The organism is Bradyrhizobium sp. HKCCYLS2038, assembly GCF_051167655.1.
GTDB lineage: Bacteria > Pseudomonadota > Alphaproteobacteria > Rhizobiales > Xanthobacteraceae > Bradyrhizobium.
Genome location: NZ_JBNPTM010000001.1, coordinates 1,146,336 through 1,170,340, shown reverse-complemented (window position 1 = coordinate 1,170,340; position 24,005 = coordinate 1,146,336). Strand labels below are relative to the sequence as shown.

Annotated in this window: 19 protein-coding genes; 14 read left to right on the top strand and 5 right to left on the bottom strand. The window is 67.1% G+C overall.

What is annotated here, in order from left to right; all coding sequences use genetic code 11:
• Nucleotides 1-214: 214 nt before the first annotated feature.
• The 5 genes from ACQR1I_RS05165 (at nucleotide 215) to ACQR1I_RS05145 (ending at nucleotide 8,029) form a co-directional block, all read left to right on the top strand.
• Nucleotides 215-1,843, top strand: coding sequence for an amino acid ABC transporter permease/ATP-binding protein (locus ACQR1I_RS05165; RefSeq protein WP_434867700.1), 1,629 nt, complete (start codon nucleotides 215-217; stop codon nucleotides 1,841-1,843).
• 54 nt (nucleotides 1,844-1,897) lie between these two features.
• Nucleotides 1,898-3,139 (top strand): acetamidase/formamidase family protein, encoded by a 1,242-nt coding sequence (locus tag ACQR1I_RS05160; protein WP_434867701.1) that lies wholly within the window; start codon nucleotides 1,898-1,900, stop codon nucleotides 3,137-3,139.
• A 279-nt stretch (nucleotides 3,140-3,418) separates the two neighbouring features.
• On the top strand, nucleotides 3,419-5,749 hold the full coding sequence (locus ACQR1I_RS05155) for an acetamidase/formamidase family protein (RefSeq protein ID WP_434867702.1): 2,331 nt from the start codon (nucleotides 3,419-3,421) through the stop codon (nucleotides 5,747-5,749).
• A gap of 161 nt (nucleotides 5,750-5,910) precedes the next feature.
• A complete protein-coding gene (locus tag ACQR1I_RS05150; protein WP_434867703.1) occupies nucleotides 5,911-6,294 on the top strand; it encodes a RidA family protein in 384 nt (127 codons plus the stop codon).
• Nucleotides 6,295-6,433: 139 nt separating this feature from the next.
• Nucleotides 6,434-8,029, top strand: coding sequence for a gamma-glutamyltransferase family protein (locus tag ACQR1I_RS05145; RefSeq protein ID WP_434867704.1), 1,596 nt, complete (start codon nucleotides 6,434-6,436; stop codon nucleotides 8,027-8,029).
• 359 nt (nucleotides 8,030-8,388) lie between these two features.
• Here ACQR1I_RS05145 and ACQR1I_RS05140 read toward each other — a convergent pair whose 3' ends face one another.
• The 3 genes from ACQR1I_RS05140 to kynU form a co-directional block, all read right to left on the bottom strand.
• Nucleotides 8,389-9,213 carry an alpha/beta hydrolase gene (locus ACQR1I_RS05140; RefSeq protein WP_434867705.1) on the bottom strand — a complete coding sequence of 275 codons (825 nt, stop codon included), beginning with the start codon at nucleotides 9,211-9,213 and terminating at the stop codon, nucleotides 8,389-8,391.
• 252 nt (nucleotides 9,214-9,465) lie between these two features.
• A complete protein-coding gene (kynA, locus tag ACQR1I_RS05135) occupies nucleotides 9,466-10,305 on the bottom strand; it encodes a tryptophan 2,3-dioxygenase (protein ID WP_434867706.1) in 840 nt (279 codons plus the stop codon).
• Nucleotides 10,302-11,495, bottom strand: coding sequence for a kynureninase (gene kynU, locus ACQR1I_RS05130; protein ID WP_434867707.1), 1,194 nt, complete (start codon nucleotides 11,493-11,495; stop codon nucleotides 10,302-10,304). Before kynU ends, kynA begins: the two co-directional genes overlap by 4 nt.
• Nucleotides 11,496-11,623: 128 nt before the next feature.
• Here kynU and ACQR1I_RS05125 point away from each other — a divergent pair, with 128 nt between their 5' ends.
• Nucleotides 11,624-12,028: a DUF4864 domain-containing protein gene (locus ACQR1I_RS05125; RefSeq protein WP_434867708.1), complete on the top strand. Its 405-nt coding sequence runs from the start codon at nucleotides 11,624-11,626 to the stop codon at nucleotides 12,026-12,028.
• 27 nt (nucleotides 12,029-12,055) lie between these two features.
• Here ACQR1I_RS05125 and ACQR1I_RS05120 read toward each other — a convergent pair whose 3' ends face one another.
• Together ACQR1I_RS05120 and ACQR1I_RS05115 are read right to left on the bottom strand one after the other, a co-directional pair.
• Nucleotides 12,056-13,165 carry a TAXI family TRAP transporter solute-binding subunit gene (locus ACQR1I_RS05120; RefSeq protein WP_434867928.1) on the bottom strand — a complete coding sequence of 370 codons (1,110 nt, stop codon included), beginning with the start codon at nucleotides 13,163-13,165 and terminating at the stop codon, nucleotides 12,056-12,058.
• 546 nt (nucleotides 13,166-13,711) lie between these two features.
• Nucleotides 13,712-14,950 carry an MFS transporter gene (locus tag ACQR1I_RS05115; RefSeq protein WP_434867709.1) on the bottom strand — a complete coding sequence of 413 codons (1,239 nt, stop codon included), beginning with the start codon at nucleotides 14,948-14,950 and terminating at the stop codon, nucleotides 13,712-13,714.
• 524 nt (nucleotides 14,951-15,474) lie between these two features.
• Here ACQR1I_RS05115 and ACQR1I_RS05110 point away from each other — a divergent pair.
• The 8 genes from ACQR1I_RS05110 to ACQR1I_RS05075 all read left to right on the top strand — a co-directional run bounded on the left by ACQR1I_RS05110 (nucleotide 15,475) and on the right by ACQR1I_RS05075 (nucleotide 24,000).
• Complete coding sequence (locus ACQR1I_RS05110; protein ID WP_434888709.1) at nucleotides 15,475-15,930, top strand: hypothetical protein; 456 nt, start codon at nucleotides 15,475-15,477, stop codon at nucleotides 15,928-15,930.
• Nucleotides 15,931-16,004: 74 nt separating this feature from the next.
• Nucleotides 16,005-16,289, top strand: coding sequence for a hypothetical protein (locus ACQR1I_RS05105; protein WP_434867711.1), 285 nt, complete (start codon nucleotides 16,005-16,007; stop codon nucleotides 16,287-16,289).
• Nucleotides 16,290-16,300: 11 nt separating this feature from the next.
• Nucleotides 16,301-17,713 carry a TolC family protein gene (locus ACQR1I_RS05100; protein WP_434867712.1) on the top strand — a complete coding sequence of 471 codons (1,413 nt, stop codon included), beginning with the start codon at nucleotides 16,301-16,303 and terminating at the stop codon, nucleotides 17,711-17,713.
• 13 nt (nucleotides 17,714-17,726) lie between these two features.
• Nucleotides 17,727-19,052, top strand: a complete 1,326-nt coding sequence (locus tag ACQR1I_RS05095) for a multicopper oxidase family protein (RefSeq protein ID WP_434867713.1) — start codon at nucleotides 17,727-17,729, stop codon at nucleotides 19,050-19,052.
• Nucleotides 19,053-19,103: 51 nt separating this feature from the next.
• Nucleotides 19,104-19,565, top strand: coding sequence for a cupredoxin domain-containing protein (locus ACQR1I_RS05090; protein ID WP_434867714.1), 462 nt, complete (start codon nucleotides 19,104-19,106; stop codon nucleotides 19,563-19,565).
• A 116-nt stretch (nucleotides 19,566-19,681) separates the two neighbouring features.
• Complete coding sequence (locus ACQR1I_RS05085; RefSeq protein ID WP_434867715.1) at nucleotides 19,682-19,978, top strand: copper-binding protein; 297 nt, start codon at nucleotides 19,682-19,684, stop codon at nucleotides 19,976-19,978.
• Nucleotides 19,979-20,415: 437 nt separating this feature from the next.
• Nucleotides 20,416-21,186: a hypothetical protein gene (locus ACQR1I_RS05080; protein ID WP_434867716.1), complete on the top strand. Its 771-nt coding sequence runs from the start codon at nucleotides 20,416-20,418 to the stop codon at nucleotides 21,184-21,186.
• Between the two features lie 591 nt (nucleotides 21,187-21,777).
• Nucleotides 21,778-24,000: a tetratricopeptide repeat protein gene (locus tag ACQR1I_RS05075; RefSeq protein WP_434867717.1), complete on the top strand. Its 2,223-nt coding sequence runs from the start codon at nucleotides 21,778-21,780 to the stop codon at nucleotides 23,998-24,000.
• Nucleotides 24,001-24,005: the final 5 nt, after the last annotated feature.

Below are 24,005 nucleotides of genomic sequence, written 5' to 3'. Positions count from 1 at the left end.
ACAGTAGCAGCGTCAAGCAGCGGCGGTTTGCTCAGCTACGATCAGAACGCTGAGCTTCGCAACCGCCGACGATCCCAGCTCGGACGCGTGCGACGTACGCAAGATTCGCAGGGTGGGCAAAGCGTAGCGTGCCTACCATTGCTTCCACACGATGATCACGGTGGGCACGGCGCGTCGCGCCTTTGCCCACCCTACGCAGCCAGGTCGATCTCCGATGTCCCTCTTCCTGCACTATCTCAGCATGCCGTATCTGCTGCAGGGCATCGAGCTGACCCTGCAGGTCACCGCGCTCGGCCTGATCGGCGGCCTCCTTCTCGGCCTCATCCTCGCGGCGATGCAGCTCAGCCGGTTCCGGCTGCTGGCGGCGATCGCGCGCGGCTACACCGTGATCTTTCGCGGCACGCCGCTGATCCTGCAGATGGTGTTCGCCTACGACGCGCTGCCGCACATCGGCATCAAGCTGCCGGCTGTTCTCGCAGCGGGCCTCGCGCTCGCCTGCAACGAGGCGCCGTTCATTGCCGAGATGCTGCGCTCCGGCGTGCTCGGAGTCGATCGCGGCCAGTTGCTGGCCGGCCAGGCGCTCGGCATGACGCCATCCGTGCTGTTGCGCCGGATCATCGCGCCGCAGGCGATCCGCACCATGATCCCGGCCTTCGGCAACGAGGCGGTGAGCGCGCTGAAGAACTCCTCGCTCGCGTCCGTGATCGCCGTGCAGGAGCTGACCCTGCGCTCGACCCAGCTTGCGTCCTCCACCTTCGATTTCTTCTCGATCTTCTTCGCCTCCGGCCTGATCTATCTGGTGCTGACCGGCGCCATCAGCGTCATCCAGCTGGCGCTGGAGTGGCTGCTCGATCTCGACCGCACGGCGAAGCCGCGCAAGCTTGCCGACTACCTTCCGTGGCGCCGCGCCGATCTCGGGACGAAGCTTCAACTCGCTGAGAAGACCTCTACGGCCACCGACGCCGCCCAGCCCGAGCCAGCCGAGCTCAAGGAAACGCCGCCGCTCGCCTTGTCGATCGAAGACCGCGCCAGGCGCGCCACGACCATCGCCCGCAACAATGTCGCGGTCGAGGTCAAGGAGCTGCGCAAGGCCTATGACGGCAACAAGGTGCTCGACGGGCTCGATCTCACCGTGCGCATCGGCGAGGTGATCGCGCTGCTCGGCCCCTCCGGTTCCGGCAAGAGCACGCTGCTTCGCTGCATCAATCACCTGGAGAACTGGGACGCCGGCGAGATCCGCGTTGGCGGCCGCAAGCTCGGCTTCGACGACCAGGGCCGCAGGCTGTCACCGCGCGCGATCGCCAATGAGCGAGCCAATGTCGGCGTCGGCATGGTGTTCCAACAATTCAATCTGTTCGGACATCTGACCGCGAAGGAGAACATCGCGGGTCCGCTGCGCTGGGTGCACGGGATGGGCCGCTTCGAGGCCGAGCGCCGTGCCGCCGAATTGCTCGACCGCGTCGGCCTGTCGCATCGCGCCGATGCGCTGCCGCGGCATCTGTCCGGCGGCCAGCAGCAGCGCGTCGCCATTGCCCGCGCGCTGGCGCCGAACCCGAGCGTGCTGCTGCTGGACGAGCCGACCTCGGCGCTCGATCCCGAGCTGGTCAACGAAGTGCTCGAGGTGATCCGCCGGCTCGCCATCGACGACGGGCTGACCATGATCATCTCGACGCATCAGATCCGCTTCGCCGACGAGGTCGCCGACCGCGTCGCCTTCCTCAACGGCGGCGTGATCCTCGAAGAAGGACCGGCGCACGAGGTGCTGACCAACCCGCGCCATCCGCTGACGGCGCGCTTCCTCTCGGTGATGGATGCCGAGCGACCGAAGGAGGCGGCGGCATGAGCACGCTCCACCAAATTCTCAACATCCTCGATCTCTGAGCAAAGAGGCCCTCGCATGAAGCACCATCTGCTGCCGGTGTCCGACAAGACCGTCCATTGGGGCTATTTCTCCAAGGTGGTGACGCCGGCGCTCACCTTGCGCTCCGGCGATCGCGCCACGATCGAGACCCTGACGCATCACGCCAATGACGACTATGAGCGCATGATCAAGGACGATCCGGGCGCCGAGAGCGTGTTCAAATGGACGAAAGAACACAAGGCCGTGGCGCGGCGCGGCTCGGGTCCGACCGAAGGCCCGTTCATCCGCGGCTCCGGCGAAGGCATCGGCGTGCATGTGATGACCGGCCCGGTCGCGATCGAGGGCGCCGAGCCCGGCGACGTGCTTGAGGTGCGCATCCTCGACATCCGGCCGCGGCCGAGCCAGTGCGGCTGCCATGCCGGCAAATGCTTCGGTTCCAACGCCGCCGCCAATTGGGGCTTTCACTATCATGACCTGATCGAAGAGCCGAAGCCGCGCGAGGTCATCACCATCTTCGAGCTGGACACCGCGGGCGAGCCGTTCGCCAAGGCGGTCTACAACTACGTCTGGACGCCGCAGATCGATCCCGACGGCATCGTACATCCGACCATCGACTATCCCGGCTTGCCGGTCGACCACACCACGATCAGGAAGCGCGAGAACATTCTGCCCAATGTGAAGGTGCCGGCGCGGCTGCATTTCGGCACCATGGGTCTCGCGCCGTCCGAGGCCGACTACGTCTCGTCAGTTCCGCCGAGCTACACCGGCGGCAACATCGACGACTGGCGCATCGGCAAGGGCGCGCGGATGTATTATCCGGTGGCCGTGCCCGGCGCCTATTTCTCGGTCGGCGATCCCCATGCCGCCCAGGGCGACAGCGAGCTCGGCGGCACCGCGATCGAGACGTCATTGACCGGCGACTTCGAGTTCATTCTGCACAAGAAGAGCGATCTCGGCGGCACCCCGCTCGAGGGCCTCACGCACCCGATGCTGGAGACGGACCAGGCGTGGTCGGTCTACGGCTTCACCTATCCGAACTATCTCGCCGAGCTCGGCGCCAATGCGCAGACCGAGATCGCCAACCATTCCAGCCTCGACCGCGCCATGCGTGATGCCTTCCGGAAACTCCGCCGCTTTCTGATGACGGTGCATCACCTGAGCGAGGACGAGGCGATCTCGCTGATGTCCGTCGGCGCAGATTTTGGCGTCACCCAGGTGGTCGACGCCAATTGGGGCGTGCACGGCACGATCAGGAAGAACGTGTTTCGATGTGAGTGATTTGGCTGTGGTGACGCGAGCCATAACGCCGAGGACAGTGCGCTCCCTCCCCCCTTGTGGGGGAGGGTTGGGGTGGGGGGTGCCCCGAGCGATACCGCCGCTGTGGACCCCCACCCCTGACCCCTCCCCGCAAGGGGGAGGGGGACAGAGCGCGGGTGTGGCGACAGCGCGGATCACCATGAGCTTCGGAGCACCGGACTGATCAAGACCGAACCAAGACAAACCATGAAGCTCAGCTGGCACGGGGGTTGCTTCGAATTCCCGGACCCGGGGCGTGCCATGAGTTTTCGTCCGTTCACCAGCGAATCCTATGCGCAGGGCGAGCGCCCGGAGGCGTGGCGCGATGTCTTGAATGCGGCTGGGCTGCGGCCGGCGCCCAAGGCGCCGTTCTATGATGGCCACGCCACCGCCTCGCATCGGACGGCGTCGGGAATATCGCTGTCGCGGCTATCGGCGGGCGCGCAGGCCGTGACCGCGGTTCCGCAGTCCCAGGAAGACCTGCCGATCGCACTGCTCGCGATCGAGGACGGCGCCGTGCTCCACAGCGGCGACGGCCATCGCATCGTGCCGGCGGGGCATCTCATGCTGCTGCCGCGCGTCGGCGACTGGAGCATCGCGTTCCAGCGCGATCTGCGCGCCATTGTTCTCTCCGTCACCTCAGACGCCCTGCATGGTCGCATCGGCGGCAAGCTGAAGCTGGCCAAGCCGCAGGTTATCGCGCCGAGCGGGCTCGCCGACGTGGTCTGCCGCAGCATCGAGGCCACGGCGCGTGCGTTGGAAACGCTGAGCGACGCCGAGTGGAGCACGGTCGCGCAGAGCCTGGTCGATCTGCTGCTCACGCTCGCTCATCGGCAGGCGGCGCCCAGTTCGGAAACCGGCAGCAGCGCGGCGCAGTCCGCGACCCTGCACCGAATCTGCCAGACCATCGAACGTCAACTCGACGATGCCGAGCTGACACCTGCGCGCGTGGCTCAGTCCGAGGGCATCTCCGAGCGCTATCTGCAGAAGCTGTTCGAGAGCGCGGGAGACAACTTCACGCACTATCTCAAGGAACGCCGGCTGCAGCGCGCCTGGACCGATCTGTCCAATCCCACTGAGGCCCATCATTCGATCTCCGAGATCGCCTATCGCTACGGCTTCGGCGACTCCGCGCATTTCAGCCGCAGCTTCCGCGCCCGCTTCGGCCTGTCGCCGCGCGAGTTCCGGCAGCAGAAGGCCGAGCAGGCCTTGACCTCGGCGGCGCCACGCGGCCAGCGCGGCTGGCCGCAGGATGCGCTGGCGCAGCAGCGCAGCTGTCAGGCCGCAGCCGCGACCAGGAGCGAGGCAGCCCTGCCCGCTCCGGTCAATGACCGGGACACACAACATCACCATCATCTCGCCGTCTCGGCCGAGCGCGTGCATTGGGGCTATTTCAGCCGCTCGCTGCCGCCGCAGCTGGAAATCGCGTCCGGCGACACGGTCACGATTGAAACATTGACCCAGCACGCCTCCGATGACCCGGAGCTGATGATCTCGGGCGACGACGGCGCACTCAGCGTGTTCGGCTGGACGGCAACGACGAAGAACGTCGATCGCCGCGGCGCCGGCCCGATGGATGCCAGCGTGCTCGGCCGGGGCGCCGGCGAAGGCTTTGGCGTGCACATCTGCACCGGCCCGGTGGCGATCAAGGACGCGCAACCCGGCGACGTGCTCGAGGTGCGCATCCTCGACATCGTGCCGCGGCCGAGCCGGAGCCCGACGCACAGAGGCCGCGTGTTCGGCTCCAGCGTCGCGGCCTGGTGGGGCTATCACTATAACGAGCTGATCGCCTCGCCACAGCCGCGCGAGACGGTGACCATCTACGAGATCTTCGCCGACGATCCCGAGCCGCACGCCCGCGCGCTGTATTCGTACCGCTGGGGACCGCAGACCGATCCGGCCGGGATCGTGCACGCCACCTACGATTATCCGGGCGTTCCCGTCGCGCCCGGCAGCATCAAGCGCCGCCACGGCGTGCTCGACAGCATCCGGATTCCGCTGCGGCCGCATTTCGGCGTTATCGCCGTGGCGCCGCGCGAGGCCGACTTCGTCGATTCGATTCCACCGTCCTATTTCGGCGGCAATCTGGACAATTGGCGACTCGGCAAGGGCTCTACAGTGTATCTGCCGGTCGCGGTTCCCGGCGCTCTGCTGTCGGTCGGCGATCCCCATGCGGCGCAGGGCGACGGCGAGCTCGGCGGCACCGCGATCGAATGCTCGATGACTGGCACGTTCCAGGTCATCCTTCACAAGAAGTCGCAACTCGCGAGCAAACCCTTCGCCGACCTGAGCTATCCGTTGATCGAGACCGCAACCGACTGGGTGCTGACCGGCTTCAGCCACCCGAACTACCTCGCCGAATTCGGCGCGCAGGGCCAAAGCGAAGTCTACGCGACATCATCGCTCGACCTCGCCATGAAGGACGCATTCCGCAAGATGCGCCGTTTCCTGATGCACATCAAAGGCCTCAGCGAGGACGAGGCGATCGCGCTGATGTCGGCGGCGGTCGATTTCGGCGTCACGCAGGTGGTCGACGGCAATTGGGGCGTGCACGCGATTCTGAGCAAGCGGCTGTTCGAGGATGCGGATTGATATGACGGTGACACGTAGGGTGGGCAAAGGCGCGCCTACGTTGTCTATGTATCAGATGATGTATCGCGCGCCGTGCCCCCCGATGCTCTGAATGGTGGGCACGCGCCGCCTGCGGCGCCGCTTTGCCCACCCTACTCATTCACTCGCAGAAGGACCCCACCATGCAGTTCCACATGATATCAGGCGCGACGAAGCCGGTGGCGCCGTTCAGTCATGCGGTCGAGACCGACGGCTTCGTGTTCGTGACCGGCCAGATGCCGGACTCAGCCGATGCGCCGGGCGTGCTGCCGGAGGGGATCGTGGATCAGACGAAGGCGGTGATGCAGAACTTGAAGTACATCCTCCAAGGTCTTAACCTCGACCTCGAACATATTGTGATGTCTCGGATTTACCTAACCGAGTTCAAGCGGGATTACGCGGCAATGAATGAATGCTACCGCTCATTCTTCCCGCCGGACCGGTTGCCGGCCCGCACCTGCGTCGGCGTCACCGGCTTGGCCTATGACGCGCTGATCGAGATCGATCTGGTCTGCCGACGACCCTAGATCCGAATGGTAAATTAATCCTCAACACCATCAGCGGCATTCGATCTGGTCTGAGGAGGCAGACGCTGTTGCCGATTGTGCGTCGGCGCTGGCCGGTGTCAATTCGCCCGACCAACGAGACGGATCGAGGGGAGCCGCCATGCCGTACCAGTTTTCCAATCGCCAGGAGATCCGCAAGCCGGCGGTGACCAGCAAGGGCGGCATCGTCGCGGCGCAGTCGCGGCGCGCGGCCGAAATCGGCGCCGAGGTGCTGGCGGCGGGCGGCGACTGCATCGATGCGGTCGTCGCGACCGGCTTCGCGCTCGGCGTGGTCGAGCCGTGGATGAGCGGCCTCGGCGGCGGCGGCGCCATGGTGCTCTACCGCGCCAAGGAAAACCGGATCGAGGTGATCGACTACGGCATGCGCGCGCCGGACTCGCTGCGCATCGAGGACTATCCGCTGGCCAATGACGGCAGCGTCGCGGCCGACATCTTCCCGTGGCCCCGCGTCAAGGACGACCGCAATTTGCATGGGCCCGGCGCCATCGCTGTGCCCGGCGTCGTTGCCGGCATGGAGGCCGCCCACCGCCGCTACGCCAGGCTGCCGTGGCAGGACCTCGTGACGCCGAGCGTCGCGCTCGCCGCCGAAGGCCTGCTGGTGGACTGGTGGACCACCGTGATGATCTCGAGCTGCGCCGCCGATCTGCGCCGCTATCCCGGCAGCGCCGCGGCCTATCTGAAGGACGGCCTGCCGCCGAACCCGCAATGGGGCGCCAAGGCGGTGACGCGGCTGCCGCAGGAGCAACTGAAGGCGACACTGTCGCATCTCGCTCAGGCCGGCGCGCGCGACTTCTACCAGGGCGACATCGCACGCTCGCTGACCCGCGACATCCAGGCCGCCGGCGGCGCGCTGTCGGTCGAGGATCTCGCCGCTTTCGAAGCCCATCATCGCGAGCCGCTGCGCATTCCCTATCGCGGCGGCACCGTGTTCGCCACGCCGGAGCTCACCGCTGGGCCGACGCTGGCGCACGCGTTGCGGCTGATGCAGGCGAGCGTGACCGCATCGGGCAACGCCCCTGACGCCGGCACGTTCATCGCCTATGCCGAGGCGATGCAGTCGGCCTATCGCGAGCGGCTCAACGACATGGGCGACGCGCCGGGCAAGCGCGCGCTCGGCGCTGAATATCTCGCGCCGGCCTGCACCACGCACTACTCGGTGGTCGACCGCGACGGCAACATGGCGGCGGTGACGCAGACCCTGCTGTCCGGCTTCGGCTCGAAATTCCAGGCGCCGCAGAGCGGTATCATGATGAACAACGGCATCATGTGGTTCGACCCGACGCCGGGCACGACCAACTCGCTGGCGCCGGGCAAGCGCTGCCTCACCAACTACACGCCGGTGGTCGCCCAGACGGCCGATGGCCGCCGTCTCGCCCTCGGCGCCTCCGGCGGCCGCCGCATCCTGCCCGCCGTGGCGCAGGTGCTGTCGTTCGTAATGGATTACGGCATGGACCTCGACGCCGCCATCCACCAGCCCCGCATCGATGCCAGCGAAGGCGAGGTGGTCGGCGCGGATACGCGGCTGCCGGCGGAGGTGATGACTGCGCTGGCTGCGAAGTTCGAGACCGTCGCTGCCCCCGTACAGACCATGCCGATGAAGTTCGCCTGCCCCAGCGTGGTGATGCGCGAAGGAGCGACGAACAGTGGCGCGACCGAGATCGCGCACGCCTGGAGCGATGCGGTGGCGGAGGGCTAGCCGGGGCTAGTTGAAGTCGAGCTGTCGCCGCAACGGCGGTGAACTCCCCTCCCCCTTGCGGGGAGGGGTCGGGGGTGGGGGTCCACGAATCCCGCTCTCGCGAGGAACATTTCGATTTTGCTGAGATCACGATGACTGACGCCGCTGCGCAATCCAAACATCCTCGGAGCTTCGTCCGCGCTTGCGCGTCGCTTGGCTCGAACTAATTTAGCAACGGCGCATCCCACTGAGGTCAGCGCCCGGAGACCCCCACCCCCGACCCCTCCCCGCAAGGGGGAGGGGAGATGAGATCGCGGCGCCTTCACTGCAGAACACAAGCATTTCATATTCGGCGGAAGGGTGCGCAGAGGGCCGCGAGACTACTCTACCAGCGCCTTCACCAGCCCGCTCTCCGCATCCGCGAGATCGTCGATCACATCGAAATGGTGCCGGTCCGGCGCTTCGACATAAGCCGTCGACGCGCTCACCCCGGTCCAGATGTTGGCGAGCAGCTGGGCCTGACGGCGGAATTCGTTGCGTTCGGCGCCGCCGACCCAGGCGGTGACGGCAACGCCGTCGACGGGCACGAGCAATGCCGGGCTTTCCTTCACGGCCGTCGCATCATCGATGTGCAAGGTCTCGTTCATCGCGGTCCGCTGCAGCGGGCGCAGGTCATGCAGGCCGGAGATCGAGACGACGCTGGTGATGCGCGCCTGCCGCTCAGGCGCCAGCGGCGCGCCGCGGCAGATCATGCGGCTCACGAGATGGCCGCCGGCGGAATGGCCGGTCAGCGCCACGGGGCCCGCAACCTCGTCCATCGCCTGCGCGATCGCCTGCGCCACATCGGCGGAGATATCGGCGATGCCGACCTCGGGGCACAGCCGGTAGGACGGCATCGCCACGGCAAAGCCGCGCACGAGCGGCCCTCGCGCGAGATGCGACCAGAAGCTCTTGTCGAGCCGCATCCAGTAGCCGCCGTGCACGAACACGACGAGGCCCTTCGGCGCGCCCTCGGGCAGGAACAGATCGAGGCGCTGGCGCTCGTGTCCGCCATAGGTGATGTCGAGCTTGGCGCGGCCCTGCTTGCCGAGCTCAGCACGATAGGCTTCCGCCGGCGCGACCCACAGCCCCGGCCAGCGCTCGCCGCCGGGAATGTTCGGGCCGTTGGCATAGGCGTTGTCCCAGTCCTTGACGGCGTACAGCATGAATATCTCCTGATCGAGTGATTGGCGCACGACCTCACGATCCGAGGTCGATCGCATATGGCTATCTGAGTTTTTCGCGAGGCTGTTTCCACGCCGTCATGCCCGGGCTCCATCCCGGGCATCCACGTCCTTCCCAGGATGCCAAACGACGTGGATGGCCGGGACAGGCCCGGCCATGACCGCGCGGAGGGAGCCGAACTCGAGCTCTGACATCATCTGCGGTAAGCCCTTCCTCAGATGCGACCGGCCTGCTCACAGCCCGGTGCGCAGCTTCCAGAGTTCGGGGAAGAGCACGATCTCCAGCATCTTGCGCAGATAGTTCACGCCTGACGTGCCGCCGGTGCCGGTCTTGAAGCCGATGATGCGCTCGACCGTGGTGACGTGGTTGAAGCGCCAGCGGCGGAAATAGTCCTCGAAATCGACCAGCTTCTCGGCAAGCTCGTACAATTCCCAATGCCGCTGCGGGTCGCGGTAGACCTGGGTCCAGGCCGCCGCCACCTCCGGGCTCTCGGCGCGCGTGCCACGCCAGTCGGTGCGCTGGCCGTCGGCGCCGATGAAGAAGCCGCGCCGCGCCAAGAGCCGCAGCGCTTCGTCATACAGGCTGGGTTTCGCAAGGATCGCTTCCAGCTCGGCCGTCAGCGCCGGATGATGCGCATGCGGACGCAGCATCGCGAGATTGCGGTTGCCGAGCAGGAATTCGATCGAGCGGTACTGGAACGACTGGAAGCCGGAGGACTCGCCGAGCTTGTCGCGGAACAGCGTGTATTCGCTGGGGGTCATCGTGCGCAGCACGTCCCAGGCGCCGTTGAGCTGCTCGAAGATGCGCGCCACCCGCGTCAGCATCTTGAACGCCGGCTGCACGTCATCCCGAGCGATCGCGGCCATCGCGGCCTTGATCTCGTGGATCGCGAGCTTCATCCATAGTTCGGAGGTCTGGTGCTGGATGATGAACAGCAGCTCGTCATGCGCCGAAGACAGCGGCGCCTGCGCATCGAGCAGGCGCTCCAGCATCAGATAGTCGCCGTAGGACATCCGTCCCTTGAAGTTCATCCGCGCACCTTCGGTGGCGGGATCGTAAGGGCCGTTGCTCACGTCACGAGCTCCTTCTGGCGATATTCGGGCTTGTCCCACAGTCTGCGATCGAGCACCTCCGCGAGGATGTCGACGGCGCCACGCACCTCGGCCTCGCCGATGTAGAGCGGCGTGAAGCCGAATCGCAGCGCATCCGGCGCGCGGAAATCGCCGATCACGCCGCGCGCGATCAGCGCGCGCATGATCGCGTAGCCCTCGGCGTGGCGGAACGACACCTGGCTGCCGCGCCGCGACGCATCGCGCGGCGAAGCCAAGGTCAGTGACGGACAGCGCGCCTCGACTTCGGCGATGAACAGTTCCGACAGCGCGATCGAGGCCTTGCGCACGTCCTGCATCGACACGCCGTCCCAGGCATCGAGCGCCGCATCGAGCGCTGCGAGCGCGATGATCGGCGGCGTGCCGATGCGCATGCGCTCGATGCCGCCGCCCGGGCGATAATCGAGATCGAAGGCAAACGGCGCCTCATGGCCCATCCAGCCCGACAGCGCCGGCGGCGCGATATCCGCGTAACGCGGCGCGACATAGATGAAGGCCGGCGCGCCGGGCCCGCCATTGAGATATTTGTAGGTGCAGCCGACCGCGAAGTCGGCGTCGCTGCCTGCGAGATCGACCGGCACGGCGCCGGCGGAATGCGCGAGGTCCCACACCGTGAGCGCACCTTCGGCATGCGCCTTGCTGGTCAGCGCGTTCATGTCGTGCATGCGGCCGGTGCGGTAATCCACCTCGGTCAGCATCAGCACCGCGACGCTGTCGTCGATCGCGGCTTCCACTTGCTCGGGCTCGACCACCTTCAGCGTCGCGCGATCGCCGAGCATGCGCACCAGGCCCTGCGCCATGTAGAGATCGGACGGAAAATTGCCGCTGTCGGACAGGATCACGCGACGGCCGGGATTAAGCGAGAGCGCCGCGGCGAGCGCCTGATAGACCTTGATCGAGAGGGTATCGCCCATCACGACCGTGCCGGGGGCCGCGCCGATCAGGCGGGCGACGCGGTCGCCGACGCGGCGCGGCTGCACCATCCAGCCGGCGCTATTCCAGCCGCGGATGAGCTCCTGTCCCCATTCCGCCTCCAGCATGCGGGCGACGCGGGCGGGCACGGCCGAAGGCAGCGCGCCGAGCGAATTGCCGTCGAGATAGATGACGCCGTCAGGGATTCGGAAAAGTGATCGCGTATGAGAAAAATCCGCCATGCTGCCTTGCTCTGTTCGCCGTCCTGAATGCATGATTCGGGCCGCAAGAGACCAGATCGACCGGCGGGCGCCTGCCCCCAGATCGCAAGATCTGCGTCTGTCACGACCGCCGTTACGGAGCAAGTCCGATGAGAGTATCAGCCTGGCTCATCTGTTTCTGTTTATTGGCGACGCCGGCCCTCGCCGGCAACGACGTCACCACCGCGCAGAATGTCATCCGCGCCCAGGAGCAGGCGCTGGCCCGCGACGACGGCCCTGCCGCCTATGCGCAGGCGGCGCCGGAGATCCAGGCACGGTTTCCCAGCATCGAGGTCTTCATGACGATGGTGCGCGAGGGCTATCCGCCGGTCTACCGCCACAAGAGCTTCGAATTCGGCCCGTCACAGGTCGAGGATGGCAGCATCGCGCAACGCGTGCACATCGTCGATGCCGATGGCGAGGCGTGGGAGGCGCTCTACACGCTGCAGACCCAGCCGGACGGCAGCCTCAAGATCACCGGCTGCTCGCTGCTGAAGGCCGGACAGGCGGTCTGAAGGCAAGCTGGAATGCGCTCAACGCATTCAGCGTGACGGCGTCGGCGGGCCGCCGTGCTGCTGGCGCCATTGCAGGAATTGCCGGAACAGCGCGCTGCGCTCGGCCGGATCGTTCGACACTTGGCCGCCGCTCTGGCGCACGAAGCTCTCGAACTGCTGCTGCTGCACATCCGCGACCTGCGGCCGCTGCACGTCGGAGACCTGCGGCCGCGGCGTCATGTTGTGGGCGATCAGCCAGTCGTCGGCGGCCTTGAAGCGCCTCCAGCCGGGGATGGTGGCGACGATGCTCGACTCCTTCCACTTCGGATGCCGCGGCGGCTTCATGAACTCGTCGTAGTTGGCGAAGAACGCATCGACGAAGCGCGCCACCTTGCGGTAGCGCTCGGTATTCTCGGGCCAGTTGTAGCTGACGAGCAGCATGCCGATCGCCACGGTCTCGATCGTCTCGCCGGGATTGAGCAGGTTCGGATATTCATCCGACGACAGCGTCGTCGGCAGATACAGATCCTGCAGCCGGCGATCATAGGGAATCGTCACCAGATGCAGCGCGCGGTTCTCGTTCCTGATATTGCGGGCGAGCTGGAACACCTTGCCGGTCGAGACGATGTAGGCGTCCGCATCGCCGTCGATCAGCTTCTGGATCGATTTCGCGTCGTCGGTCGCGTAGTCGAACGACGCCGTCATGCCGAGCCGGTTGAAGATCACGCGCGCGGAATAGAAGCCGACGTCGGTGGGCGCGATGATGCGCTTGCCGTTGAGATCGGCGATCGAGCGGATCGAGGACCGCGCGATGACGTGGATCTCGTTGTGATACAGCCGCGCGACGTAGCGCAGTTGCGAGGTGATGTCCGGAATGCCGTATTGCAGGCGATAGAATTCGGGCACGTCGGCGGCGACCGCGCCCATGTCGATGCTCTTGAGGAAGAGAATATCGGAGACGTTGCGCACCGGCCCCTTGCCGAGCACCGGCAACACGCGGACATTGGTCTGATCATCAAGCACGCGCGCCATGTCGGAGCCGAACACCGAGGTCGCGCCGCCGGCCGGCGCGGTGATGATGGTCACGGTGCCGTCGTTGACGTCGTTCGGATTGGGCAGCCGCCACACGTCGGGACCGCTGCCCGGCGCGGGCTGCAGCGATGCGGGCAGGCCGGCGGGACGCGGCGGCGCCGGAACGACGGCAGCGGCGTTGGGCCGCGCGGGAGCTGGCGCGACCGGCACGATCAGCGACCGGGTCGCCCCGGGGCGCGCCGGCTGAGCTTGGGGTTGGAGTTGAGGCCACGCCTGCGCCCAGCCGTCACCGGCGAACGAGAGTGCGGTGATACCAGCGAGTAGCAGCTTGGCAACAGCTCGCAGCACGCCTTGAGAAGAGCGATGCTCTCCGACAACGCCATGCCGCCGCAGCGATCTCGACCTGTCCGGAGCTTTCACCTCGACGCCTCCTTAGCGCTTCAGGCAAGCGACGGTCGTCCGTGGCCCCCACGGAGACCTCGCGGCAGTTTCCGCGCGCAATCCGACGCCCGCGCCTTGGCGGCGCTATCGGGCTCGATCCAATTTCCTAGTTGCTGGAGGGGATTCGATGCTTTTGCGGCACAGATCGGGATTTTGTATGACGCCGTGCATATAGAGGATCGTATGGAAACGATCCGCAGCCAGTGTCACTGCCCCGCAACACTGTTTGGGTCAGGCGGCCAGCCGGTGTTGCCGCCGCGCCAGGATCAGCAGCGTCAGGACGATCGCGAGATTGAGCCCGTTCCAGGCGATCCCGTTGGCGAAGGCCGCGGCATAGGAGCCGGTGGCGTCGAAGATCACGCCGGACACCCAGCCGCCGAACGACATGCCGAACACCGAGGCGAAGATGATGATGCCGACCCGGGTCGCCGCCTCGCGCGCCGGCATCGCCTCGCGCACGATGATCGCATAGCTCGGCACGATGCCGCCCTGGAACAGGCCGAACATCCCGGAGATCAGGTACAGCGAGGTCAGGCCGTCGAAGAACAGATAGAACAACAGCGCAAAGCCCTGGGCCAGCGAGCCGATCAGCAAGGTGCTGACGCCGCCGATGCGGTCGGCGAGCAGGCCCGAGCCGATCCGGCTGACGATGCCGAGCGCCATCATCAGCGACAGCATCTGCGCGCCGACGGCGACGCCATAGCCGAGGTCGCCGCAATAGGCGACGATGTGGACCTGCGGCATCGCCATCGCCACGCAGCAGGCGATCGCGGCGACGCTGAGCAGCACGGTCAGCGCGTTGGTCGAGATCGGCAGTTCCAGCTGCGGGGGCGCCGCATGCGCATGGTTTTGCGCGCCGGCCCCGCCCATGTGGGCACGCAGCACCAGCAACAACGCGCTCATCGTGACGGCGCAGAAGATGCCGAGCGCGACATGGCTCGCGCGCCAGCCGATCTGCTGCACGCCATAGTTCACCAGCGGCGGCCACACCGTGCCGGCGACGTAGTTGCCGGACGCGACGATGGTGACCGCGACGCCGCGATAGCGCACGAACCAGTGCGACGCCTCCGCCATCAGCGGCGCGAAGGTCACGGAGGAGCCGAGCCCGATCAGGAAATACACCGCCTGGAACTGCCACAAGGTCACCGAGGCCCCGGCCAGCAGATACGCCGCCGATGTCGTGGCGATGCTGAGCGCCATCGCGGTGACGATGCCGAAGCGGTCGGTGATGCGGCCGACGATGACGCCACCGAGGCCGAAGCCGAACATCGTCAGCGTATAGGCCAGCGAGACCGCGCCGCGGCTCGCGGCATATTCGGCCTGCACCGTCGGCAGCACGACCACGACCGTCCACATCCCGGCGCCACCAATGGAACCGATGACGAGCGCCAGCACCAGCCGCGCCCAGGCCTGGCGCGAATCCGGTTTGAACTGAGGCGCTTCCTCGAATCTCGTCTTGGGTGCGTGCACGATCCCGGCAACTTCGTTGCTGCATCGCATCCGGTCAAGCCACATTGCTGCAGCATTGGCCATGCAGAAGCAGCGCAACAGAGGCAATGCGGAGCGCAGGGCGGATCCGTCTTGGTGTTGTTCAAAGAGTTGCTATGCCGCATTGAGATGATGAGTCGCGAGCGGCTGCGCCAAAGGGGCAGTGCGCTCCCTCTCCCCGTTCTTCACGGGGAGAGGGTTGGGGTGAGGGGCAGCCACGCGGGTGGTGCTGCCTCTCCTGTCGCGAATTTCGCATCCGACTCGGAGCGAATGCGCCCGTCCGATGGACCTGCGATTTGGTCCACTTATGTGCCATGCCCCTCACCCGGATTGCTGCGCAATCCGACCTCTCCCCGCAGAAGGGCGGGGAGAGGTGTGCTGCGGCCCGATCACGGGCTCAAACGAGCGTTCGTGGGAGGGCTCGATATTGCTCCCCCTCTTTGCGCTCTTTGCGGCGCAGCGCATCGTGCGCTAGACTGCGGACCGAGCGGAGAGATTGGCGGCTGATGTCGTTGGGACTGACACGAAGGATGCGGGTTCTGGCGGGGCGGCTGGTCGTCCTCGCCTACCTGATCTGCGTGCTCAGCCCGGGCGTCGCGCTCGCATTCGCTCACGGCGCGGCTCCGTGTCTGGACGATGCGACCCTCGCCGTTGCGCATCATCACGAGATGGCCGAGACGATGATGCCGCAGATGCATGCGGCACACGCCTCTCATCATGGTCACGATCACGCCGGTGCCGAAGCCGAAGCGCCGGCTCAGGCTCCGGCGCCGTCGCACCACGACCACGGCAAGATCCCCGGTCCCTGCTGCGCCATGATGTGCGCCGTCGGTCTCACCGCGGCGCTTCCAGCGGTGACGCTGCCCGCTCCGCTCGCCACGGCGAGCGAAGCTGATCGGGAAACCCGCCTGCCCGGCCGCACGCCGCCGCGGCTCGATCGTCCCCCCATCGTCCTGGTCTGAGCGAACGATTCCGGTCTTGCGCGCCACCGGCGTGCGGCCGCTCGCATCTCGTGGACAGACCAAAGGACTCAACTATGTTGTCGCACTTTCGGGCGACGCGTGCGGCCGCATGTCAGGCGCGGCGCGGGCGGCCGTCTCGCATCGGTCCGAGCGCCGCCGTGCTGCTCGCGGCCCTGAGCCTCGCCGCCTGCCAGCCGCGCACGGTCGCCCTGTCGGGCGCAGACCCCGCCGATCCAGCCGCTGCTGTCGCCCCGCTGCGCACGTCAGCCGTGACAGCGCCGTACACGCCGCTGCGTCCCGTCGCCCCCTCGGCCTGGGGCCCGCGCGACGGCGCTCCGCGCTCCGAACCGAGCCGCTAGGGAACGCCGACATGCAGAGCATCATCAGGCTTGCACTCCTGGCTGCGACCGCCGCACTCGCGGGCTGCGCCTCGTTCTCGCCAGACGGCGGCATGAGTGCAGTCGTCGACCTCGCGGGCCACACCACCGGCCGAGAGGTCGTGTCCATCCGTAGCGACGATGACGCCGCACGCGTGCGGACCGCGACGCAACGGCTGCTGGCGCGGCCGCTGTCGGCGGACGCCGCCGTGCAGGTCGCGCTGTTCAACAACAAGGGCCTGCAGGCGGCCTATCATCAGCTGGCGCTGAGCGAGGCTGATACGATCGGCGCCAGCCTGCCGCCGAACCCGACGTTCTCCCTGATGCGCATCAGCGGCGACGGCGCGCTGGAGGCCGAGCGCCAGGTCGCCGGCGACATCCTGGCGCTCGCGACCTTGCCGCTGCGCTCGGAGATCGCACGCCAGCGCTTCCATCAGGCGCAGCTGATGGCGGCGCTCGCCACGGTGCGGCTCGCCGCCGAGGTACGCCGCGCTCATGTCCGCGTTGTCGCCGCCAATGAGCTGGTGGCGCTGCTGGCCGAGGCGCAGTCGGCTGCAGAGACGACCGCCAAGCTCGCGCAGAAGCTCGGCGAGACGGGCGCGCTCAATCGTCTCGATCAGGCGCGCGAGCAGGTGTTCTACGCCGAGACCACCGCCGAGCTCGCCGGCGCCCGCCGCGCGGCAGCGAGCGCGCGCGAGCGGCTGATCCGGCTGATGGGCCTGTGGGGCGACGATCTGGGGTTCCGCCTGCCCGACCGGCTGCCCGCGCTGCCGCGCCGGCCGCTGACCGAGCCGTTCGTCGAGCGCGACGCCGTGGCGCATCGCATCGACCTGCAGATGGCGCGGCTCGAGCTGACGGCTCTCGCAACCTCGCTGCAGCTCAGCGACGCCACGCGCTTCGTCACCCTGCTCGATCTCGCGGGCCTCGACCGCAAGACCGTCGAGCCCGACGGCCGCATCATCCGCGAGCGCGGCTACGACGTGCAGTTCCAGATCCCGATCTTCGACGGCGGCGAGGTGCGCGTACGGCAGGCGGCGGAGACCTACAACATCGCCTTCAACCGGCTGACCGAGCGCGCCGTGACGATCCGCTCCGAGGCGCGCGACGCCTATCGCAGCTATCGCGCGACATTCGAGATCGCCGGCCACTATGCCCGCGAGGTGCTGCCGCTGCGCCAGATCATCAGCGAGGAGATGCAGCTGCGCTATTCGAGCATGCAGGTCGACATCTTCGCGCTGCTGGTCGAAGCGCGCCAGCGGCTCGCCTCGCGCCGTGCCGCCATCGACGCGAAGCGCGACTTCTTCCTCGCCGAGGCCGAGCTGTCGGCGGCCGTCAATGGCGGCGGCGCAGGCCGCGAGGATGTCCCGCAGCAGACCGCGAGCGCGCTCGCGTCCAGCAACGACTGACAGGAGCAACAGCATGTTGTCACGCCGAACCCTGCTCGGCTCCGCGGCGCTGGCCAGCGCGTCCGCCGTGTCCGGCCGCGTCCAGGCCGCCGCGATCCCCGAGGCGCCGACGATGGACAAGGCGGTGATGCAGCCGCCGCTGCATCCGGCCGCCGGCCCGGACTATCAGCCCGTGGTCACGCTCAACGGCTGGTCGCTGCCGTTCCGCATGAACGGCGACTGGAAGGAATTCCATCTCGTCGCCGAACCCGTGACGCGCGAATTCGCGCCCGGCATGACCACGCATCTGTGGGGCTACAACGGCCAATCGCCCGGCCCGACCATCGAGGCGGTCGAAGGCGACAAGCTCCGGATCTTCGTCACCAACAAACTGCCGGAATACACCACCGTGCACTGGCACGGCGTCATCCTGCCGTGCGGCATGGACGGCGTCGGCGGACTGACGCAGCCGCACATCAAGCCCGGCAAGACCTTCGTCTACGAGTTCGAGATGAAGCATGCCGGCACCTTCATGTATCACCCGCACGCCGACGAGATGGTGCAGATGGCGATGGGCATGATGGGGATGATCGTCGTACATCCGCGCGGGTCGCAGCCGCCGCCGGCCGACCGCGACTACGTATTCGTGATGTCGAGCTACCGCATCGAGCCTGGCAGCTATCTGCCGAAGGTCAACGAGATGACCGAGTTCAACATGTGGACCTGGAACGCCCGGGTGTTTCCCGGCATCGATCCGATGCCGGCGCGGCTCGGCGATCGCGTCCGCATCCGCATCGGCAATCTCACCATGACCAATCACCCGATCCATCTGCATGGCCACAAGTTCAAGGTGATCGGCACCGATGGCGGCTGGCTGTCTGAAGCCGCACAATTTCCGGAGACCACGACCGACGTGCCGGTCGGCGCGGTGCGCGTGCTCGACTTCACGGCCGACAATCCCGGCGACTGGGCGTTCCACTGCCACAAATCGCATCACACGATGAACGCGATGGGCCATGACATGCGCAACCTGATCGGCGTGTCCAAGGCCGAGCTTGCGCGCGCCGTCGGCAAGCTCGCACCCGAGGGCATGGTGATGGGTCACACCGGCATGGCGATGGGCAGCATGGAAATGCCGGCGCCCGACAACACGCTGCCGATGATGACCGGCAACGGCCAGTTCGGCCCGATCGAGATGGGCGGCATGTTCACCACCGTGAAGGTGCGTGAAGGCCTCGCCCGCGACGACTATCGTGATCCCGGCCCCTATCAGTTTCCGTCGGGCACCGTCGCCCGGGAGGTCGCGAGTGCGCCGGAGCCGGTGCGGCGAAGCGAGAGCAGTGGAACGCGGAGCCGCTGATGACGCGGCGAAACACGCAGAAAGATCGACAGTGACGATCAGGAGATCCCGATGAAGAGTTTATTCGTGACCGGCGCGGCCGTTGCTGCTGCTCTGATCGCCGCTGTCCCCGCCGAGAGCCACGAGCAGCACGGGGCGCCCAGCTACTCCGCCGGCGAACCCGGCGATCCCGCGCAGCCGTCGCGCACCATCGAGGTGCTGCTCAGCGAGATGGAGTTCACGCCCGCACGCATCGATCTCAAGCGCGGCGAGCAGATCCGCTTCGTGCTGCGCAACACCGGCAAGGAGGATCACGAATTCCTGCTCGCGACCAAACGCGAAAACCTCAAGCACGCCGCCGTCATGAAGAAGCACCCGCACATGGAGCATGACGAGCCGAACGGCGTGCGTCTCGCCCCGGGCAAGACGGCGGAACTGCTGTGGCGGTTCACCAAGCCAGGGACGTTCGAATATTCCTGCCTGATCCCCGACCACCGCGACTACGGCATGACCGGCCATGTCAGCGTGAAGTGACGCGCGTCAGTTCGTAGGGCGCATCAGCGCAGCGTCATCCGCCGGCACAGCACCCGCGCGAGATGGCGGATGACATCCGCCCTCCGCATCTCCGCAATCAACAGAAGGAAGCACGCATGAAGACGCATCATCAGCTCACGACCGCTGCCGCGCTGGTCCTCGCTCTCATGACCTCCGCCGTCGCCGCGGACAGCATCAGCGGCGACGTCAAGAAGGTGGACGAAGCCAACGGCAAGATCACCCTGCATCACGGCCCGGCCAAGAGCCTCGGCATGGACGAGGCCATGACCATGGTCTACCGCGTCAAGGACGCCGCCCTGCTGAAAGGCCTCAAGGCCGGCGACAAAGTGAAGTTCGAGGCGCAGGAGGATGCGTCGGGCTACACGGTGACGAAGATCGAAAAGGGGAAGTAGCAGAAGCTTGTGCATCTCACGGCACAATTCGTAGGGCGGATTAGCGCCCGCGTAATCCGCCGCACTCGCGTACGACCCGGATTGCTGCGCGGTCCCGACTCGCCCTGCGAAGGTCGGGGCGATCGCATAGGGAAATACGGGGCCGTCGTGACGAACAATCCCGGCAGTTAGTTACTCCGTCATGCCCGGGCTTGACCCGGGCATCCACGTGGTTCTCAGCGTGCTGAACGACGTGGATGGACGGGACAAGCCCGGCCAAGACGACGTGGAGACGGACGAGCGCATCACTCCGATCGTCGGATGTGATAGCGCCCGTTCTGACGGGTGCACGGAGCGAACGCCCAGCGCACGACGACACGCGCTTGATCCAATGCGGCTCCCGTGCCACGGATGACTCGCCTTACGGCATTTCCACCCCGCATGCACCGCAGCTGCCGATGCCACACACCCTCCTTCGCGCCACCATCATCATCATTGCCGCGCTCGCGGTGCTGAAGCCCGGCGCGGCCTCGGCCGGCGCCGGCTTCTTCGACCTGCGGACATTGTGCCAGCCGCTCGAAATTCACGACGGAGTGCCGCAGGAGAGCGCCCGCGTAGCGGAGATGCCCGCGACAATCCTGCGCCAGGGCCGCAAGCTGACGCTGAGCCTGGCGGGCGGCAAGACCAAGGTGATCACCGATGACAAGGCATGCGAACCGGAAGGGCCGGAGGCCTCCTGCATCAGCTATCGGCTGGTCGGCCACATCGGCGACCGGCACTACATCGTGCTCGTCTCACCCTATGAGTGTCCCTACGTGATGCTGATCAACCGCCGCACCGGCGCCGAGCTCAACATCGGCAGCGGGCCCTTCCTGTCGCCCAACGGCAAGCGCTTCATCGCCATCGATCCGCGCGACGACGGCAATTGCGGCATCGACTATCGGATCGGCCTGTTCTCGTACGGCGACAATCCGAAGCTGGAATGGAGCTACAAGCCCGACGGCCTCGAACAATACCAGGTCGACACCTGGATCGGCGACGGCCGCGTCCGCCTGCAGGCGTCCGGCGGGAGCAACAAGGAGGCTCCGACCGATCTGACGCGCGTCGCGCAGGGCTGGCAGTTGCGGCGCCCCAATGGCGAGATGAGCATGGGGACGGCAGCGGCGCCGGCGCAGCCTGCGGCGCAGAAGCCGGCACCACCGGCCACTGACGTATCTGGAAGCCGCTGAGACATACCCGACAATTCGTATGGCGTGTTAGTGCCGAGACAACTTGCGAGTCCGATGGACTTGCGACCTGGGATTCGCGCGTGCCATGCCCCTCACCCGGATTGCTGCGCAATCCGACCTCTCCCCGCAGAAGGGCGGGGAGAGGTCGTACCGTCAGCGCCGAACGAGATTGCCTTGAACGACTTGGCTCTCCGTCTCCAATGCGTCGCAAGCCCTTTCCACCAGCGCGGTGCACTCCCTCTCCCCGTTCTTACGGGGAGAGGGTTGGGGTGAGGGGCAGCCGCACGGGAAGTCCCGCTTGGGCGCAACGGACTAACGGCCAATCCGCCCTACGCACCGAAGGCTTTGGTCGGTCGTTCTGCAACGCCCTCATCGCCCCCCGTTAACCATTTGCTAACCATGGCGCGGGCAAGCTTTGCCGCGTCGCGCTGCGCGTGGCCGGTCGCCGGAGAACCTGCCGGATCGCTGGTCGACGCCGCGGCCGGCACGACGGCGCAATCGGCCCGACCTGCGGCCCTGGCGGGGCGCTCCGCCGGGCGCGGCGCGGGCCCGTTCGAGCGCGCCACCGCAGAGTTCGCCCGGAGAACAGCCTTGAGCACCGTCGGTTCGCGCGCCTTCCAGAAGGCGCGGCAGGAAAAGAAGCAGAAGAAGCTGATCGAGACGCAACTGACGGCGGCCGCTGTGGCGTTTCGCGCCGGGCGGCAGGCGGAGGCCCAGGCCGCGTGCGCCAAGCTGCTGCAGGAGGTGCCGGACCATTTCGAGGCCATGCATCTGCTCGGCATCTCCCTGGTGTCCGCGGGCCGTTTCGGCGAGGCGGTCGTGTTCCTGCGGCAGTCGATCGTGCTCGACCCGAACTCGGCGGACGCGCAATCCAACCTCGGCTGGGCGCTTTTGAATTGCGAGCAGTTCGAGGAGGCGCGCGCGGCGCTCGAGCGCTCGCTGGCGCTGCGGCCGAAATCACCGATCACCTTGCGCAACCTGGCGACCACGCTGCTGCGGCTGCGCAAGGGCGAGGCGTCGCTCGCCGCCGCCGCGCGCGCACTCGAGCTCAATCCGGAAGATGGCGATTGCTGGTGCAACCGCGCCGTGGCCGAGCTGATGCTGCGGCGCTGGGACGCCGCCGCCGCCAGCGCCGAGCGCGCGCTGGCGCTCAACCCGAACCATTTCGAGGCCATCGTCAACAAGGGCCTCGCGCATCTCGAGCTGCATCACTACGAACTGGCCGAAGCCACCTTCAATGCGGCGCTCGCCGCGCGGCCGGCGCATGCCGAGCTGCTGGCGCATCGCGGCCGGCTGTACATGGTCTCGGGACGCACCGCCGAGGCGGAGGCCGATTTCGACCGCGCCATCACCCTCGATCCGCAGCTGCAGGTCGGCTGGCAGGGCAAGGCGCAGATCTGCATGCTCAACGGCAACGTCGCCATGGCCATGGCGGCCTGCAAGCGCGTGCTCGACACCAATCCCACCGCCCAGGTCGCGCTGACCCTGCTCGGCGCCTGCCGCGGGCGGCTCGGCGACATCGCCGGCGCGGTCGCGCAGTTCGACCAGGCGCTGACGGTGCAGCCGGACTACGACGAGGCCATCACCAAGAAGATCTTCTATCTCGATTTCCTGCCCGGCGCCGATTTCGCAAGCCAGCAGGCGGCGCGGCATTATTGGTGGATCGCGGTCGGCTCGAAATTCAAGCGCCGCAAGTTTTCGCCGCGCTCGCTCGATCCCGACCGGCGCATCGTCGTCGGCTACGTCTCGGCCGATTTCCGCACCCACTCGGCCGCCTTCGCCTTCCTGCCGGTGCTGCGCGGACACGACAAGACCCAGGTGCAGGTCAACTGCTACTCGACCTCGCCGCGGCACGACGACTTCACTGCGAAGTTCATGGCGGCCGCCGACGTCTGGGTCGAGGCCTCGAGCCTCTCGGACGACGAGCTGGCCGACCGGATCCAGGCCGACGGCGTCGACATCCTGGTCGATCTCTCCGGCTACACCACGGGCACGCGCATGCCGGTGTTCGCCCGCAAGCCGGCGCCGATCCAGGTCACGGCCTGGGGCAGCGGCACCGGCACCGGGCTCGCGACCATGGACTACTTCTTCGCCGATCCGGTGACGGTGCCGGCGAACGTCCGGCCGCTGTTCGCCGAGCACGTCCACGACCTGCCCTCGGTAATCACGATCGATCCGCTGCTCGACATCGCGCCGTCGCCGCTGCCGATGCTGCAGAACGGCCACGTCACCTTCGGCGTCTACAACCGCATCGACAAGATCTCCGACGAAGCGATCACGCTGTGGGCGCGGCTGCTCGCGGAGGTGCCGGAGGCGAAGCTCGTCATCAAGCACCTCGCGCTCAACGATGCCCTGGTGCGCGACGGCCTGATCGGCAGGTTCGTGGCCAAGGGCGTGCCGGATTCGCGCCTGCTCTGCCTCGGCGCCACCGAGCGCAGCGAGCATCTGCGCTCATACGAGCGCATCGACATCTCGCTCGATCCGTTCCCGCAGAACGGCGGCATCTCGACGTTCGAGTCGCTCTACATGGGCGTGCCCGTCGTCGCCAAGCTCGGCAGCGGCGCAGCGTCGCGCGCGGCCGGCGGCATCCTCACCGCGGCCGGTCTCGCCGACTGGGTGGCCGATGACGACGACGGCTACATCCGAATTGCCAAGAGCTTTGCGGGGAAGCCCGAGCTGCTGACGAAGCTGCGCGCCGACCTGCCTGGCCTGGTCGCACGCTCGCCGGCCGGCGACGTCGCCAACTACACGCGCTGCGTCGAGGCGGCCTACCGGCAGTTCTGGCGCACTTATTGCGCCAAGCCCAGCACCTGATCGAG

Coding starts and splice junctions, on each gene's coding strand:
- ACQR1I_RS05085 (WP_434867715.1), top strand. CDS start 19,682: ATGAAGACGCATCATCAGCTCACGACCGCTGCCGCGCTGGTCCTCGCT.
- ACQR1I_RS05160 (WP_434867701.1), top strand. CDS start 1,898: ATGAAGCACCATCTGCTGCCGGTGTCCGACAAGACCGTCCATTGGGGC.
- ACQR1I_RS05110 (WP_434888709.1), top strand. CDS start 15,475: ATGTCGTTGGGACTGACACGAAGGATGCGGGTTCTGGCGGGGCGGCTG.
- ACQR1I_RS05155 (WP_434867702.1), top strand. CDS start 3,419: ATGAGTTTTCGTCCGTTCACCAGCGAATCCTATGCGCAGGGCGAGCGC.
- ACQR1I_RS05140 (WP_434867705.1), bottom strand. CDS start 9,213: ATGCTGTACGCCGTCAAGGACTGGGACAACGCCTATGCCAACGGCCCG.
- ACQR1I_RS05165 (WP_434867700.1), top strand. CDS start 215: ATGTCCCTCTTCCTGCACTATCTCAGCATGCCGTATCTGCTGCAGGGC.
- ACQR1I_RS05125 (WP_434867708.1), top strand. CDS start 11,624: ATGAGAGTATCAGCCTGGCTCATCTGTTTCTGTTTATTGGCGACGCCG.
- ACQR1I_RS05095 (WP_434867713.1), top strand. CDS start 17,727: ATGTTGTCACGCCGAACCCTGCTCGGCTCCGCGGCGCTGGCCAGCGCG.
- ACQR1I_RS05145 (WP_434867704.1), top strand. CDS start 6,434: ATGCCGTACCAGTTTTCCAATCGCCAGGAGATCCGCAAGCCGGCGGTG.
- ACQR1I_RS05100 (WP_434867712.1), top strand. CDS start 16,301: ATGCAGAGCATCATCAGGCTTGCACTCCTGGCTGCGACCGCCGCACTC.
- kynU (WP_434867707.1), bottom strand. CDS start 11,495: ATGGCGGATTTTTCTCATACGCGATCACTTTTCCGAATCCCTGACGGC.
- ACQR1I_RS05090 (WP_434867714.1), top strand. CDS start 19,104: ATGAAGAGTTTATTCGTGACCGGCGCGGCCGTTGCTGCTGCTCTGATC.
- ACQR1I_RS05105 (WP_434867711.1), top strand. CDS start 16,005: ATGTTGTCGCACTTTCGGGCGACGCGTGCGGCCGCATGTCAGGCGCGG.
- ACQR1I_RS05150 (WP_434867703.1), top strand. CDS start 5,911: ATGCAGTTCCACATGATATCAGGCGCGACGAAGCCGGTGGCGCCGTTC.
- ACQR1I_RS05080 (WP_434867716.1), top strand. CDS start 20,416: ATGCCACACACCCTCCTTCGCGCCACCATCATCATCATTGCCGCGCTC.